Source organism: Acidovorax sp. HMWF018 (assembly GCF_003061035.1).
In the GTDB taxonomy this organism is placed as follows: domain Bacteria; phylum Pseudomonadota; class Gammaproteobacteria; order Burkholderiales; family Burkholderiaceae_C; genus Acidovorax; species Acidovorax delafieldii.
This window is the reverse complement of record NZ_QAIM01000552.1, coordinates 3,825-5,493: the sequence shown is the minus strand read 5'-3', so window position 1 is coordinate 5,493 and position 1,669 is coordinate 3,825. Positions and strand designations below refer to the sequence as shown.

Here is a 1,669-nt window from a genome sequence, read left to right as displayed (position 1 = left end):
GTCCACGCGGATGAAGAAGAACGGTACGCCGCGCGCGCTGGGGCGTTGCAGCGTGGACAGGCGGTGGCACACGGTCTCGAAACCCACGCCAAACTGGTGGCCCAGCCGGTCGATGTCGTAGTGCGCCGCTTCGGCCGCCCGCAAGAAGGCGGTGTAGGGCAGCACCAGCGCTCCCGCAAAGTAGTTGGCCAGACCAATGCGCGCCAGCGCCCGGGCCTGGTCGCTGGACAACCCGGCGCTGTTGGCCAAGCGCTGCAGCTCGGCGCCCTGCTCCAGAAACGCCAGCTGCGTCGCCATCTGAAACGCCCGCTGCCCTCGCTCCAACCCCGCCGCCAGCTGCAGCAGCCCTGCCTCGGCCTGGAACACGCGCTGCGCCTGGCCAGGCAGGTCGGCCACATCCACCACGCGCACCCCGTGGGCCATGCGCAGGCGTTGGGCCAGCGCCTCATCGGCCCGGCCGGGCAGCAGGCCCCAATCGGCGGCACATCGCTCGGCCGCTTCGTCCAGCTCGGCAATGTGGTTCTGGCGCGCAAAGAAGAAGTCGCGCACTTCTTCATAGGCCATAGGTGGGTGCGGCGCCAACACGCCCTCACCGCTGCGGTCGTTACCCAGGGCCGCCAGCCGCTCCAGCGCCTGGCGGTGCCGCTGATGCAGCGCCAGCAGCGTGCGCGCCACGGCGGGCATGCCTGCAGCCAGCTCGCGGATCTCGGCCAGGGACACGGCATCGCCAGCGCCCTCCCCGCCGACCCCGGCAGGCAAGTCGGCCAACACCTCGCGCAGGCCCGTGATGAGGCGCGCCTCGTCGTCGTCAGAAAACCGCTGCACATCCACACCGAACACGGCGTTGATCTTGAGCAGAACGGGCACCGTGAGCGGGCGCTGGTTCTGCTCCAGCTGGTTCAGGTAGCTGGCCGACAGGTCCAGCGCCCGGGCCAGCGCCACCTGGGTCATGCCGCGCTCTTCGCGCAGGCGGCGCAGGCGCACACCCATGAAGGTTTTTTTCATTCCATCTTTCTCGGTGCTCTTTGGTCGCACCCTGATCGTCATTCGCAATATTCGCAAATTGACGGGTTTTCGTTCGCAATCATTCGCCAATTCAGGACTTACAGAGGGATGCCATTGTGCGTAAATTGCGAAGCATGACAACCCCCACTGGCACCGTCGAGCTGACGGAAATCGTGTTCCCCGCCGAAGCCAATCACTACGGCACGCTGTTTGGCGGCAACGCCCTGCAGCTCATGGCCAAGGCGGCGTTTCTGGCAGCGCGCGGCGCCGCACAGCGCGATGTGGTGATGGCGGGCGTGACCGACGTGCGTTTTCTGGCCCCCGTGCCCGTGGGCCATGTGCTCACGCTGCGCGCCTGGGTCAGCCGCATCGGGCGCAGCTCGCTCACCGTGTGCGTGACCGGTCTGGCCGCCACGCTGGGCTCGCCCCAGGACGAAGTGCTGAAGGGGATTTTTGAAATGGTGGCGGTGGATGGCAAAGGCCGCCCCGCTGCCATCACCAACACATATGTAAACCAGGAGACCGCATGACTACCACCGTTGAAACCCCGGGCTTCAAGCCCAAGAAGTCCGTCGCGCTCTCAGGCGTGACGGCGGGCAACACCGCCTTGTGCACCGTAGGCCGCACGGGCAACGACCTGCACTACCGGGGCTACGACATCCTC

Annotated in this window: 2 protein-coding genes and 1 pseudogene; 2 read left to right on the top strand and 1 reads right to left on the bottom strand. The window is 66.9% G+C overall.

Annotated features, from left to right (window positions below; genetic code table 11):
- Positions 1-1,005, bottom strand: a 1,005-nt coding sequence (locus DBR23_RS23365; protein ID WP_108499744.1) for an ImmA/IrrE family metallo-endopeptidase, incomplete at its 3' end; no start/stop codon positions are given.
- 134 nt (positions 1,006-1,139) lie between these two features.
- Here DBR23_RS23365 and DBR23_RS23360 point away from each other — a divergent pair.
- Positions 1,140-1,535, top strand: coding sequence for an acyl-CoA thioesterase (locus DBR23_RS23360; protein WP_099730187.1), 396 nt, complete (start codon positions 1,140-1,142; stop codon positions 1,533-1,535).
- Positions 1,532-1,669: pseudogene (locus DBR23_RS31595) on the top strand (2-methylcitrate synthase); the annotation flags it as partial. The gene DBR23_RS23360 and the pseudogene DBR23_RS31595, both read left to right, overlap by 4 nt.